The sequence below is a fragment of the Methylovorus menthalis genome, from assembly GCF_020523625.1.
In the GTDB taxonomy this organism is placed as follows: domain Bacteria; phylum Pseudomonadota; class Gammaproteobacteria; order Burkholderiales; family Methylophilaceae; genus Methylovorus; species Methylovorus menthalis.
On the sequence record NZ_JAJAQH010000006.1, the window covers coordinates 187,675 to 199,739 of the forward strand.

12 protein-coding genes are annotated in these 12,065 nt (G+C 54.7%); 5 read left to right on the forward strand and 7 right to left on the reverse strand.

Annotation, left to right across the window (positions count from 1 at the left end; all coding sequences use genetic code 11):
• Nucleotides 1-34 precede the first annotated feature (34 nt).
• The 4 genes from LG204_RS06710 (at nucleotide 35) to LG204_RS06725 (ending at nucleotide 2,400) form a co-directional block, all read left to right on the forward strand.
• Nucleotides 35-370: a P-II family nitrogen regulator gene (locus tag LG204_RS06710; protein WP_230336543.1), complete on the forward strand. Its 336-nt coding sequence runs from the start codon at nucleotides 35-37 to the stop codon at nucleotides 368-370.
• A 165-nt stretch (nucleotides 371-535) separates the two neighbouring features.
• Entirely contained in the window at nucleotides 536-1,555 is a 1,020-nt protein-coding gene (locus tag LG204_RS06715) for a quinone-dependent dihydroorotate dehydrogenase (RefSeq protein ID WP_230336544.1), read from the forward strand.
• Between the two features lie 15 nt (nucleotides 1,556-1,570).
• The gene (locus LG204_RS06720; protein ID WP_230336545.1) at nucleotides 1,571-1,774 is read left to right on the forward strand and encodes a YgaP family membrane protein; all 204 of its coding nucleotides are present in this window, start codon (nucleotides 1,571-1,573) and stop codon (nucleotides 1,772-1,774) included.
• Complete coding sequence (locus LG204_RS06725; protein WP_230336546.1) at nucleotides 1,774-2,400, forward strand: glutathione S-transferase; 627 nt, start codon at nucleotides 1,774-1,776, stop codon at nucleotides 2,398-2,400. The genes LG204_RS06720 and LG204_RS06725 overlap by 1 nt, the downstream gene beginning before the upstream one ends.
• 104 nt (nucleotides 2,401-2,504) lie before the next feature.
• Here the strand turns inward: LG204_RS06725 and clpA are convergent, their stop codons facing one another.
• From clpA to tgt, 7 genes are all read right to left on the reverse strand, one after another.
• Nucleotides 2,505-4,790 (reverse strand): ATP-dependent Clp protease ATP-binding subunit ClpA, encoded by a 2,286-nt coding sequence (gene clpA / locus LG204_RS06730; RefSeq protein ID WP_230336547.1) that lies wholly within the window; start codon nucleotides 4,788-4,790, stop codon nucleotides 2,505-2,507.
• Nucleotides 4,791-4,801: 11 nt separating this feature from the next.
• The gene (clpS, locus tag LG204_RS06735; RefSeq protein WP_230336548.1) at nucleotides 4,802-5,113 is read right to left on the reverse strand and encodes an ATP-dependent Clp protease adapter ClpS; all 312 of its coding nucleotides are present in this window, start codon (nucleotides 5,111-5,113) and stop codon (nucleotides 4,802-4,804) included.
• Between the two features lie 141 nt (nucleotides 5,114-5,254).
• Nucleotides 5,255-6,493: an HlyC/CorC family transporter gene (locus tag LG204_RS06740; protein WP_230337856.1), complete on the reverse strand. Its 1,239-nt coding sequence runs from the start codon at nucleotides 6,491-6,493 to the stop codon at nucleotides 5,255-5,257.
• Nucleotides 6,494-6,611: 118 nt separating this feature from the next.
• Nucleotides 6,612-7,550, reverse strand: a complete 939-nt coding sequence (gene secF, locus LG204_RS06745) for a protein translocase subunit SecF (protein WP_230336549.1) — start codon at nucleotides 7,548-7,550, stop codon at nucleotides 6,612-6,614.
• A gap of 38 nt (nucleotides 7,551-7,588) precedes the next feature.
• Nucleotides 7,589-9,418, reverse strand: a complete 1,830-nt coding sequence (gene secD / locus LG204_RS06750) for a protein translocase subunit SecD (protein ID WP_230336550.1) — start codon at nucleotides 9,416-9,418, stop codon at nucleotides 7,589-7,591.
• Between the two features lie 110 nt (nucleotides 9,419-9,528).
• Nucleotides 9,529-9,846 carry a preprotein translocase subunit YajC gene (yajC, locus tag LG204_RS06755; RefSeq protein ID WP_230336551.1) on the reverse strand — a complete coding sequence of 106 codons (318 nt, stop codon included), beginning with the start codon at nucleotides 9,844-9,846 and terminating at the stop codon, nucleotides 9,529-9,531.
• 142 nt (nucleotides 9,847-9,988) lie between these two features.
• Nucleotides 9,989-11,119 (reverse strand): tRNA guanosine(34) transglycosylase Tgt, encoded by a 1,131-nt coding sequence (gene tgt / locus LG204_RS06760; protein ID WP_230337857.1) that lies wholly within the window; start codon nucleotides 11,117-11,119, stop codon nucleotides 9,989-9,991.
• A gap of 96 nt (nucleotides 11,120-11,215) precedes the next feature.
• On the opposite strand from tgt, the gene pssA reads away from it, so the two are divergent.
• On the forward strand, nucleotides 11,216-12,016 hold the full coding sequence (gene pssA, locus LG204_RS06765) for a CDP-diacylglycerol--serine O-phosphatidyltransferase (protein ID WP_230336552.1): 801 nt from the start codon (nucleotides 11,216-11,218) through the stop codon (nucleotides 12,014-12,016).
• Nucleotides 12,017-12,065: the final 49 nt, after the last annotated feature.

Genomic DNA, 12,065 nt, shown 5'->3' on the forward strand with positions numbered 1-12,065 from the left:
CGTGTTCGGGCGTGACCAGACAAAGAGGTTAGGGATGAAAGAGATTAAAGCGGTAGTGCAACCGAACCGGTTGCCGAAAATACGATCAGCCTTGCGTAACATCAAGGGCTTTCCTGGCATGACGGTGAGCAAGGTGGAAGGTTGCGGCCACTTTCTCGCCAAACCTTCAGGCGGGATAAGGGAAGAGTTGACAGACTACAGCCCCAAAGTACGCATTGAGCTTGTCACCCCCGATGAGCTGGTCGAGGGCGTGCTGCAAATATTGGTGGAAGTCGGGCATACCGGACAGGTGGGTGACGGCATTGTCTGGGTGACGCCGGTGGAGCGTATGATTCGCCTGTCAGAACAGATCACTGTACTGGAGTGCTGAGACCTGCTCGTTGCAGTACTTTCGTTGCATGCGTACAAAGGCCCTGCGGGGCCTTTCTGCTATCTCTGCGTAGCGGCGAATAAGGAGAGTTGTCTGGGTTTTTCAGCGGATATTTGCGCATATATTTCCTCCGGAATCTTTAGGGTTTTGCAGTAGAATTGCGCCATGAATCTCTATTCCCTGGCTAAACCCCTGCTATTCACGCTGGATGCCGAGCGTGCCCATGACCTCACTTTGCAAGCGCTGCGCACTGGCGAGCGCTATGGCGTAAATCGCATATTGGGGCAGGGCGCGTTGCCCGCTACTTCACGACGTGTCATGGGGCTTGATTTCCCCAATCCGGTTGGGCTGGCTGCGGGCCTGGATAAAAACGGCGCATGCATTGATGGCTTGGCCCGACTGGGCTTTGGCTTTATTGAAGTGGGTACGGTAACGCCACGTGCGCAGCCTGGTAACCCCAAACCCCGCATGTTCCGTCTGCCTGCGGCTAACGCGATTATTAACCGCTTTGGTTTCAATAACCATGGCGTGGATCAGCTGCTGGAAAATGTGCAAAAAGCGCAATATCGCGGCATTCTTGGCATCAATATCGGCAAGAATTTTGATACCCCGAATGAGCGGGCGGTGGATGATTATCTGATTTGCATGAGTAAAGTCTACGCTCACGCCAGTTATATCACGGTGAATATTTCTTCACCCAATACCAAGAATCTGCGTCAACTGCAGGAAAAAGAAGCCCTGTCGCATTTGCTGGCTGCCTTGAAGCGTGAGCAGCAAGTGCTGGCAGACCAGCATGGCCGCTATGTGCCGGTTGCCCTGAAAATTGCACCGGATCTTCAGGATGAGCAAATCATCGAAATTGCCCGCTTGCTGATGCAGCATCAGATGGATGCGGTGATTGCCACCAATACGACCTTGTCGCGTACGGCGGTTGAGGGGCTGCCACATGCCAGCGAGACGGGCGGCTTGTCCGGTGCTCCCGTGCGCAACCTTTCCACGCGGGTTATTCATGCATTGGCGACGCAGCTGGCAGGCGCATTGCCTGTCATCGGCGTCGGCGGTATTTTGTCGGGGGAAGATGCCCGCGAAAAAATCGAGGCGGGTGCCAGCCTGGTTCAACTCTACAGTGGACTGGTCTATCGCGGTCCAGCGCTGGTCAAGGAGGCATGCACCGCGATCGGTTAATATGGGGAGTAGGTCATGCGCAAAAATGTAGGCTCAAATGATAGCGTGATGCGAATATTGTCCGGTGCAGCATTGCTGGGTGCCATGTTCTGGATAGACTCGCCGTGGCGCTGGCTTGGCCTGCTGGGCATTGCCTACCTCATTACTGGCATACTCCGCTGGTGTCCGGCCTATGCCTTGTTCGGCGTCAGTACCTGTACGCCGCCTGTTGACGAGTGATGCTGCTGCCAGTTCTGTATTCCTATCGTCGCTGCCCTTATGCCATGCGTGCCCGTATGGCCTTGCGTTATGCGGGCATTGACGTTGAAATTCGTGAAATTTCCCTGCGCGACAAGCCGCAACATCTCCGACAGATATCTCCCAAGGCGACAGTGCCAGTCCTGGCGTTGCCTGATGGGCGGGTTGTTGATCAAAGCCTGGATATCATGCAGTGGGCGCTGGCGCAGCGCGACCCGGAACGATGGCTGGGCGAGAGTGCGGCGACGGATATCGCCATGCATGCGCTGGTAAAGCAGAACGACGAGGCGTTCAAGCCAGCGCTGGATCGATACAAATATCCTGATCGTTATCCAGAGCAGTCGCAGAGCGCTTACCGTGCTGATGGCGAGCGCTTCCTGCAGTTGCTGGAGTCAGCCTTGCTCAAGCAACCTTGCCTGTTTCGGGCTGGCCCTGCGTATGCCGATATCGCCATTTTTCCATTTGTGCGACAGTTTTCCATGGTGGAGCCGGACTGGTTTGCAGCGGCTCCCTATCTGCGTTTGAGGACGTGGCTGGCGCAGCGGATTCAGAGCCCGCTATTTGAGTCGGTTATGGAAAAATATCCCACTTGGCAGGAGCCAGGCTGAGCTTGTTTAGTTGATACGGGGCTTCCGCCCCTATAAAACGCGGCCGATATAAAAACAAAGCCCCCGTCCAGTCACGGAGCGGGGGCTTTTTAGTGCGGTCTAGACTAGTCTGCCGTATGCGTTTCCAGAGCGGGGCTATTGTTTGTATCCCCATCCTCAAAATGCAGTTGGATGACATCGTTCTCGTCGATGTCCACTTCGACGCGACCACCATTGGCCAGGCGACCAAACAGCAACTCGTCGGCCAGACCTCGGCGTATGGTGTCTTGAATCAAACGCGCCATCGGACGTGCACCCATCAGTGGATCGAAGCCCTTCTTGCCGAGATAAGCCTTGAGTGCATCGGTAAAGGTAACTTCGACCTTCTTCTCGTGCAGCTGATCTTCCAGTTGCATGAGGAACTTGTCGACCACGCGCATGATGATTTCCTGCGACAGTGGCGCAAACGATACCGTGGCATCCAGACGATTGCGGAACTCGGGGCTGAACAGGCGCTTGATTTCGGCCAGATCATCACCCGCTGTCTTGCCCAGCGTAAAGCCGATACCAGTCTTGGAAATGGCTTCTGCTCCGGCATTGGTCGTCATGATGATGGTGACATTGCGGAAATCTGCCTTGCGACCATTGTTGTCGGTCAAGGTGCCATGGTCCATCACCTGCAGCAGGATATTGAAAATATCCGGATGGGCTTTTTCAATTTCATCGAGCAGTAGTACGCAATACGGATGCTTGTTGATGGCCTCGGTCATGAGCCCACCCTGCTCAAAGCCCACATAGCCAGGAGGCGCACCAATCAGGCGCGATACCGCATGACGTTCCATGTATTCGGACATGTCAAAGCGAATCAGCTCTATGCCCAGCGTATAGGCAAGCTGGCGTGCCACTTCGGTTTTGCCGACGCCGGTGGGGCCGGAGAACAGGAAAGAACCGATAGGCTTGTTGGTACTGCCCAAGCCGCTGCGTGCCATCTTGATGGCAGCAGACAATGCCTCGATTGCCTTGTCCTGACCAAAAACGGTCGCCTTGAGGTCGCGTTCCAGCGTTTTGAGCGCATTGCGGTCATCGCTGGAGATGTTCTTGGGCGGAATGCGCGCCACCTTGGCAATAATGTCTTCAATTTCCTTATTGCCAATGACTTTCTTCTGCTTGGATTTGGGCAGGATGCGCTGTGCAGCACCGGCTTCATCAATCACATCAATGGCCTTGTCCGGCAGATGGCGATCATTGATGTACTTGGCGGCGAGTTCAGCTGCGGTGCTCAAGGCAGCCATGGTGTATTTCACACTGTGATGCTGCTCAAAGCGGGACTTCAGACCCTTGAGGATTTCCACGGTTTCGGCCACGGTTGGCTCAACCACATCCACTTTCTGGAAGCGGCGTGAAAGCGCGTGATCTTTCTCAAAAATCCCGCGATATTCCTGATAGGTGGTCGCACCTATGCATTTGAGCGAGCCATTGGAGAGCGCAGGCTTCAGCAGGTTGGACGCATCCAGGGTGCCGCCACTGGCAGCACCTGCGCCAATCAGGGTGTGAATTTCATCAATGAACAGGACAGCATCAGGTTGTTCGGCCAGTTTTTTCATCACGGCTTTAAGGCGTTGCTCAAAATCGCCACGATACTTGGTGCCGGCCAGCAGAGCGCCCATGTCGAGTGAGTAGATAACAGCGTTGGCCAGTACCTCAGGCACATTGCCTTCGACAATGCGGCGGGCGAGGCCTTCGGCAATAGCGGTCTTGCCTACACCGGCTTCGCCAACCAGCAGGGGATTGTTTTTGCGACGACGGCACAAGGTTTGAATTACGCGTTCGATTTCATTGGCGCGACCGATCAGGGGGTCGATCTTGCCTGCCAGCACTTGCTGGTTGAGGTTGAGCGTAAAGCTTTCCAGCGCGCTGCCAGGTGCGGCTTCGGCCTCAGCTTCCTGCTCGGTTTCTGCGCGCTTGCTGGTGTTGTCCGTTACCTTGGCAACGCCATGGGCGATGAAATTCACCACATCCAAGCGGGTAATGCCTTGCTGGTGCAGGAAGAAAACAGCGTGCGAGTCCTTTTCGCCGTAGATGGCGACCAGCACGTTAGCGCCAGTGACTTCTTTCTTGCCAGACGACTGCACGTGCAGAATGGCACGCTGGATAACGCGCTGGAAGCCGAGTGTGGGCTGGGTATCGACTTCATCCGAGCCTTCTACAATGGGGGTGTGTTCCTCAATGTAGTGCACCAGTTCGGAACGCAAAGTGTCGAGGTTGGCACCGCAGGAGCGCAGCACATCCGCCGCTGTCGGATTGTCTATCATGGCCAGCAGCAGGTGCTCCACCGTGATTAGCTCATGGCGTTTCTGCCTTGCGTCCATAAAGGCCATATGTAGTGAGACTTCAAGTTCCTGGGCGATCATTTTGCACTTCCTCAGACTTCTTCCATTGCGCATTGCAGCGGATGTTGATATTCACGGGCATAGCCCAATACCTGATTTACTTTGGTTTCGGCGATGTCGTGCGGATAAACGCCACAGATGCCTGCGCCTTCCGTATGAACTTTGAGCATGATTTGCGTCGCCTGTTCACGGCTTTTGTTAAAAAAACGCTGAATCACTTCTACAACAAATTCCATGGGGGTGTAATCGTCGTTCAACAGAATCACTTTATACATGGACGGTGGTTTGGGCCGAGCCGTTTGCTTTTCTGTGACGCTTCCCTCTTGATGCTTCGTACTTGCCATAGTGGTGCCTATTTTGAGCCGAATCAGAAATAATTCAAGCCTGAATTAAGTGTGGGTAATCCGGCCAGTTCGACTGATTGATGATATGAATGCAAATTTCGCGCCCGCCTTAGCCTCCCAAGGATAAAGCAAGCTTGGGTGCTAGGGGTAAATGCGGACGCTCTTGACGATACGATCATGGGTTTGCACGATTTCCAAGGCATGCGTGCCAATCTTGAAGCTGGTGCTCGGCTCCGGAATATCCTCAAAATGCTCAAGTACCAATCCATTTAATGTTTTGGGGCCATCCAGCGGTAAATTCAAGCCCAGTTTGCGATTTAGATCGCGCAGGCTGCTGGAACCATCCACCAGCCAGCTGCCATCTTCTTCGTGTATATACTTGCTGGTACGCAGTGGCGACTGGGTAGTGAAGTCGCCAATGATCTCTTCCAGTATGTCTTCGAGCGTGACCAGGCCTTTCAGTTCACCGTATTCGTCAACCACCAGCCCCATGCGTTGCTGCTGCTCCTGAAACTGCTGCATTTGGGTATAGAGCGGGGTGCCTGAGGGTACAAAGTAGGGTTCGGCAATAATCTCCTGCAAGGCATCCTTATCCAGTTCGCCACCGCGAAGCTGGTTAATGACGCGGCGTACATGGATAAAGCCAATGATTTCTTCCCCAGGGCCTTGCTTGACCGGCAGCTGGGTGTGATGGCTGCTGGAGATATGCTGCAGGATATCGTCCAACGGAGCATCCATGTCGATGGTGTCGATCAGGGTATGTGCTGTCATCACGTCATCCACCGTGATTTTTTCCAGCTCAAACAGATTCAGCAATATGGTGCGATGCTTCTTGGGAATGTAGTTGGCGGAATCGCTGACGATGGTGCGCAACTCCTCCATGGAAATGGCATGGCTATGGTCGGCAAAGTTGACGCGTATCCCTAGCAGGCGCAACAGGCCGCTGACAAACAGATTCACAAACCAGACGGCGGGATACAAGACTTTCAGCAGGGGATAAAGTATGTAGCTGACGGCGAAGGCCAGTTTTTCCGGATAGGCAGCCGCAATCACTTTAGGGGATATCTCGCCGAACACGAGAATGAAGAACGTGACGCTCAGAGTCCCGATCATCAGTACCCATTCGCCTTCCCCCAGCAGTTGCACGCTGATGACGGTAACCAGGGTGGCAGAAGCGGCGTTGGCAAAGTTGTTGCCAAGCAGTATGACCCCAAGCAGCTTGTCCGTTTTGCTGAGCAGGTGGCTGGCCAGACGGGCGCCGCGGTGACCGCCTTTTGCCAGATGACGCAACCGGTAGCGGTTGAGCGACATCAGGCTGGTTTCAGCGATGGAGAAAAAGGCGGAAATCAAAAGCAGCACGGCAAGAATGCCGAGCTGCATGGGTAAGGGAATGGTGTCCAAGGGGGGAACGGGCGTTAAGCGATAACGCTAGTTTCCCTTTGATGGAGCGCTATTGTCAAGGCGGCCAGAAAGGCGGCTCCTTGGGATGTCAGTCTGTTCAAGGCTGCGCTTCGGCGCCAGCCGGCTTCTTTTCAGCACCTGTCATCAGGTTCTCGCGCGATACGCCCAGGTACATGGCAATCGGGCTGGCCACCAGTACAGAGGAGTAGATACCGAACAGGATGCCAATGGTCAGTGCCAGTGAGAAGTTATGCAGCACTTCGCCACCGAAAAACAGCATGGATAAGACCATCAACTGGGTCGAGAAGTGGGTGATCACGGTACGCGACATGGTACGGGTGATGGCGTTGTTGATCACTTCCTGCACGCCGGCCTTACGCATCTTGCGGAAGTTTTCACGTACGCGGTCAAATACCACCACCGATTCATTCACCGAGTAGCCCAATACTGCCAACACGGCTGCTAGCACAGTGAGGTTGAATTCCCACTGGAAGAAGGCAAAGAAGCCCAGAATGATTACCACGTCATGCATGTTGGCGACGACGGCGGCGACCGCAAAGCGCCATTCAAAGCGCAGGGCAAGATAAGCCATGATGCCAATCGACACCAGCAGCAAGGCCAGGGCGCCGTTTTCATAAAGCTCCTGTCCAACTTGAGCGCCCACCGATTCAACGCGATTCATTTTTACGTTAGGGTCGGCTTTTTGCAGCGCGGTCAGCACTTGCTCTGACAAGGCGGAGATGGAAAGCTCAGGCTTCAGCGGCAGCCGGATCAGTACATCGCGGCTGGTACCGAAGTTTTGGACGGTGGCATCCTTCAGGCCCACGCTGTCGACGGCTTCGCGGATTTTTCCGATATCCGCGGCCTGCGGATAGCTGACTTCCATCATCGTGCCGCCAGTGAAGTCGACGCCAAGGTTCAGGCCGCGGTGTGCGAGGAAGAACACCGACAGCAGGAAGGTAATGAGCGAAATCGCGGTCGTCAGGCGACCATAGCTCATAAACGGTATGTCTTTTTTAATCTTGAAAATTTCCATGATCTTTACTCGTATCTAATCGTTTACGTGAGGTCGCATCAGCCGATGGACAGCTTGCTGATCTTGCGGCGGTAACCGTAAATCAGGTTGACCAGCGCGCGCGAGACAACCACGGCGCTGAACATGGAAGTCAATATGCCCAGCACGTGTACCACGGCAAAGCCCTTGACCGGACCGGAGCCGAACATGAACAGGGCGAGACCGGCGATCATGGTGGTCACGTTGGAGTCCAGAATGGTATCGAAGGCACGGTCATAGCCAGCATGAATCGCCGCCTGAGGCGTGTTGCCATTGCGCAGCTCTTCCCGAATACGCTCATTGATCAGCACGTTGGCATCAATCGCCATCCCCAGCGTCAGCGCAATCGCCGCCAGGCCTGGCAGGGTTAGCGTGGCTTGCAGCAGCGACAGGACGGCGGTCAGCAGCAGCAGGTTGACGCCCAGCGCCAGCACCGACACGCTACCAAACAGCATGTAGTAGATGATCATGAACACGGCAATCGCAGCAAAGCCCCACAGGGTGGAGTGCCAACCGCGCTTGATGTTTTCTTCACCCATGCTTGGGCCAACGGTACGTTCTTCGATGATATCCATCGGGGCTGCCAGGGCGCCAGCGCGCAACAGCAGCGAAACATCGGTGGCTTCCTGCACGTTGGCCATGCCGGAAATCTGCACGCGGCCGCCGCCAATTTCTTCGCGGATGACGGGTGCGGTAATGACTTCCGCCTGTCCTTTTTCAATCAGCAGAATCGCCATACGCTTGCCAACGTTTTCCTTGGTGGCTTGCTTGAAGATACGTGCGCCGCGACCATCCAGCGTCACATGCACAACGGACTCGCCGTTTTGCTGATCCAGGCCAGGGCCGGCGTCGGTGATGTAGTCACCCGTCAGTACGACGTTTTTCTTGACCAGAATAGGCTGGCCGTTACGCTCCACATAATATTCATCACCAAATGGCACCTGACCCTTGCTGGCTTTGTCCAGCGTGGTCATGTCGCTCTTTTCTTCGTCCACCATGCGGATTTCAAGCGTGGCGGTACGGCCGAGAATTTCCTTGGCCTTGGCGGTGTCCTGTACACCTGGCAGCTGGATCACGATGCGATCCAGGCCTTGCTGCTGGATGATAGGTTCGGCAACACCGAGTTCGTTCACCCGGTTATGCAGGGTTTGAATGTTCTGCTTGAGCGCAAACTCCTGAATGCGTTTTTGCGCTTGCAGGTTCAGCGTGGCAATCAGTAGTTTGTCGTTGCCGCTGTCAATGTTGCGGAACGTCAGGTCTGGGTATTCCTTATTCAGGATCTTTTTCGCTTTTTCCAGTTCGGCAGCGCTGCTGAAACGAACCTGTACGGCCTGTCCATCACGGCTCACGCCCAGATATGCGACACGCTCCTTGCGCAGCGCGCTACGGAAATCCCCGACATATCGTTCGGCTGCCTTATCCAAGGCAGCTTTCATGTCGACTTGCAGCAGGAAGTGAACCCCGCCACGCAGATCCAGACCCAAGTACATGGGCAGGGCGCCGATGCTGCGCAGCCAGGCGGGCGAACGCGAAATCAGGTTGAGCGCAACGACATAGTCCTTGCCCAGCTTGCCTTGCAGCACATCCTTGGCATTGATTTGCGTGTCCGCATTTTCAAATCGTACCTTGACGCCATTGGTATCAAGAAACACCGCTTCGTAGCTGATTTTTTCCTGTTTCAGGATGTCTTCCACCTGGCCCAGCAATGCAGGGTCGAGTTTTGCGGAGCTCTTGGTTGTCGATACCTGAACTGCTGGCGATTCACCAAACAGATTGGGTAGCGAGTACACCACGCCGAGCACCAGAGTGGTCAGCACGAGTATGTATTTCCATAAGGGGTAACGATTCATAATGCGGCTCGAAAAAAACGCATTCCGTCCTCAGGCTCGGACATACATGGTAATGGTGCAATGTATGTGGTTGTGCGGAGCATGGGACGGAATGGCGAGTTGGTTTAAATTCAGATGGACTTGATGGTGCCCTTGGGCAGCAGAGTCTGGACGGTTTGCTTTTGTACGTTGATGCTGACTTCAGGTGCAATTTCAATCGCGACGTAAGCATCACTTACCTTGGTGACCTTGCCGACGATACCGCCAGCGGTAATGACTTCATCGCCTTTTTGCAGGGCTTCAAGCATGCGGCGCTGTTCTTTGGCCTGCTTCATTTGCGGACGAATCAGCATGAACCAGAACAGGACAAAGATGACGACCAGAGGAAGAAAACTGGTCCATTCCGGAGCCGGTGAGGCCGATGCGGCATAAGCTGAGCTGATTAACACGGAAGCTACCTTTCTATTACTTTAAATAAAATTGATACTGTTGATACTAAAGCCAAAAATTCTAGCATAGAGCGCCTTGTGGTGTTCTCACTAAATTTATCGGCCATCTTGTGGTGGGCTTACTATGTGATTGGAGTCACTTCTAATTTAGAGCCGTTGCCACGCTTTCCGCTTTAAGCCGCTGGCGTTTGGCCTTGAACTCCTCAACGAAACTGGTGAATGTGCCATTTTCAATGGCGGTGCGCATGCCCGCCATCAGTTGCTGGTAATAGTGCAGATTGTGCAGGGTATTGAGGCGGGCGCCCAGAATCTCGCCGGTGCGATGCAAGTGATGCAGGTAGGCACGGCTGAAATGACGGCAGGTGTAGCAGCTACAGTCGGCATCCAATGGGCCCGTATCCAGTTTGTAGCGTGCGTTCTTGAGCTTGATGTCACCATATTGCGTGAACAGCCAGCCATTGCGTGCATTGCGGGTTGGCATGACGCAGTCGAACATGTCCACGCCATGGCTCACGGCATCGACCAGATCCTCTGGCGTGCCGACGCCCATCAGGTAGCGTGGTTTATCCTTCGGCATCTGCGGCGTGGTGTGTGCCAGAATGCGCAGCATGTCTTCTTTGGGCTCGCCTACCGATAAGCCGCCTATGGCGTAGCCATCAAATTCAATGTCGGTAAGCCCCGCCAGCGAAATGTCGCGCAGGTCTTCATACATGCCGCCCTGGATAATCCCGAACAGCGCGTTTGGATTGCCAGCATGAGCATCCTTGCTGCGCCGTGCCCAGCGCAGGCTGAGCTGCATGGATGTCATGGCTTGATCGTGGGTGGCAGGGTAAGGCGTACATTCGTCAAAAATCATCACGATGTCGGAGTTGAGCACCCGCTGAATGCGCATGGATTCTTCCGGTGTCAGGAAGCAGCTGTCGCCATTGATGGGGGAGCGAAACTTGACGCCTTCTTCGCTGATCTTGCGCAGGTCGCCCAGGCTCCATACCTGAAAGCCGCCGGAGTCGGTAAGGATCGGGCCATCCCAGCCCATGAAACCATGCAGGCCACCGTGAGCCTCAATGACATCGAGGCCAGGCCGCAGCCATAAGTGAAAGGTATTGCCGAGCAGAATGTGCGCGCCAATATCGTGAACTTCCTGCGGGGAGAGGGTTTTGACTGAGCCGTAAGTGCCGACTGGCATGAATGCGGGTGTTTGTACCTCGCCGTGGGCCAGGCTGACGGTGCCGCGACGTGCGGCGCCGTCCTGTTTGTGCAGAGTGAATTGCATGGTGCTAAGCGTGTTGAAATCAATACGCGAGTCTAACATAGTCAATCCATGCGGCTTTGATATACTAGCCGAAGTTTAATTTCAGGAAGTTTCGCAATGGCTGATGCCAAACCTCGTCTGCGTCGTACCAAACCACTGGTTGAACAGAGCCTGCGCGAGCGCAGTATCTATCTGCTACCCAACCTGTTTACGACGGCGGCACTGTTTGCCGGGTTTTACGCCATCGTGCAGGCGATGAGTGGTCGCTTTGAACATGCCGCAGTGGCCATTTTTATTGCGATGGTACTCGATGGCCTGGACGGGCGCGTTGCCCGCATGACCAATACCCAGAGTGCCTTTGGCGCCGAGTACGACAGCCTTTCCGACATGGTGTCGTTTGGCGTTGCCCCGGCGCTGGTGCTGTATGTATGGGCCTTGCAGCCCATGGGCAAGCTGGGCTGGATCGCTGCCTTTATCTATTGCGCCAGTGCCGCCTTGCGTCTGGCCCGCTTCAACACCAAGCTGGATGAAAGCGACAAGCGCTATTTCCAAGGCTTGCCCAGTCCGGCTGCGGCCGCACTGCTGGCGGGGCTGGTGTGGATTTCGTTTGATAACGGCATTGCCGGAGACGAGATTTTCTTTGGCTGGGTCAAGATGAAATGGCTGGCATGGAGCATCACCGTATTTGCCGGTATTTCCATGGTGAGCGATCTGCGCTTTTACAGCGGCAAGGATATCAATCTACGCAGCAGCGTGCCTTTCGTGGTGATTCTGCTCATCGTGCTGGCCTTTGTGCTGATTTCCTACAGTCCCGCTGAAGTGCTGTTTGCAGTTTCACTGCTGTATGGCTTGTCAGGGTATGTCTTGTGGGCATACCGCAAGCTGAAACGTCAGCCCGCGTCGCCTTCTGCCAACTGAATTTACCACCCGCAAATGCAATGCGCTGCTTCACATAAGGCAGCGATCA

Bases quoted from the DNA above. Each gene is read 5' to 3' on its own strand.
- LG204_RS06740 (WP_230337856.1), bottom strand. From the start codon at position 6,493: ATGCAGCTCGGCATTCTTGCCGTGCTGCTTTTGATTTCCGCCTTTTTC.
- LG204_RS06710 (WP_230336543.1), top strand. From the start codon at position 35: ATGAAAGAGATTAAAGCGGTAGTGCAACCGAACCGGTTGCCGAAAATA.
- clpS (WP_230336548.1), bottom strand. From the start codon at position 5,113: ATGGCAAGTACGAAGCATCAAGAGGGAAGCGTCACAGAAAAGCAAACG.
- LG204_RS06715 (WP_230336544.1), top strand. From the start codon at position 536: ATGAATCTCTATTCCCTGGCTAAACCCCTGCTATTCACGCTGGATGCC.
- LG204_RS06725 (WP_230336546.1), top strand. From the start codon at position 1,774: ATGCTGCTGCCAGTTCTGTATTCCTATCGTCGCTGCCCTTATGCCATG.
- LG204_RS06720 (WP_230336545.1), top strand. From the start codon at position 1,571: ATGCGCAAAAATGTAGGCTCAAATGATAGCGTGATGCGAATATTGTCC.
- clpA (WP_230336547.1), bottom strand. From the start codon at position 4,790: ATGATCGCCCAGGAACTTGAAGTCTCACTACATATGGCCTTTATGGAC.
- secD (WP_230336550.1), bottom strand. From the start codon at position 9,418: ATGAATCGTTACCCCTTATGGAAATACATACTCGTGCTGACCACTCTG.
- pssA (WP_230336552.1), top strand. From the start codon at position 11,216: ATGGCTGATGCCAAACCTCGTCTGCGTCGTACCAAACCACTGGTTGAA.
- secF (WP_230336549.1), bottom strand. From the start codon at position 7,550: ATGGAAATTTTCAAGATTAAAAAAGACATACCGTTTATGAGCTATGGT.
- tgt (WP_230337857.1), bottom strand. From the start codon at position 11,119: ATGCAATTCACTCTGCACAAACAGGACGGCGCCGCACGTCGCGGCACC.